At 38.2% G+C, this 670-nt stretch carries 1 pseudogene; it reads right to left on the reverse strand.

From position 1 onward, the window contains the following. Window positions 1-670 (reverse strand): annotated as a pseudogene (locus ACFILL_RS09455) (hypothetical protein); the annotation flags it as partial.

The following is a 670-nucleotide window of genomic DNA, read 5'->3' on the forward strand; positions in this document are numbered from 1 at the left end:
TATCTTGCTGAACAAAGCTCTCGCTTTCCACTTTGGTAATCACATTATTAACCTGTTCAGTCAATTTATTCTGAACAGTCGTGAGAGCCGTATTAACACCCTCAAACGCATCAGCTACATTCTGATAAGTCTCACTTTTTTCCTCTCCATCAGTATCGAAAGTTTTAATCTTAAAAGTAGGACCTTCTGAGTTTCCATTTCCAAAGTCAGCACCGCCACCAAGATAATTAGCTAAATGGGTACCCACTATATACAGCTGTCCACCATTCACGGCTTCTTCTGAGTTTTGTGTTAAATCACCTGGTGCAAGATTTTTAATTTTACCTGAACTTCTGTCTTTCCCCTCTCCGCGCATAGCACTAAAGGCTTTATCAGTTTTGCTCCACAATAAGGCATCGCCTTGAAATTCTTTATTAATATCGTTTAATTTGTCATTAAAATTATTAACAACAGTATTCAGATGTTTGTTTACATTTATGAAGTTCGTATCAATTCCTGCAAAAGCAGAGCCTACATCGCGATAGTCTTTTGAACCATCTTCTTTACCATCAGCTGTGAAGGTTTTAAGCTTGAATGTAGGGGCTGTCCAAGCGCCATCTTTATAACTAGCACCACCACCAAAATATTTGACTACATTCTCAGATGCTGTTTTGAGATCACTTGTTACAGT

The sequence above is a fragment of the Bartonella sp. AP20NXHL genome, from assembly GCF_042196165.1.
Lineage (GTDB): Bacteria > Pseudomonadota > Alphaproteobacteria > Rhizobiales > Rhizobiaceae > Bartonella.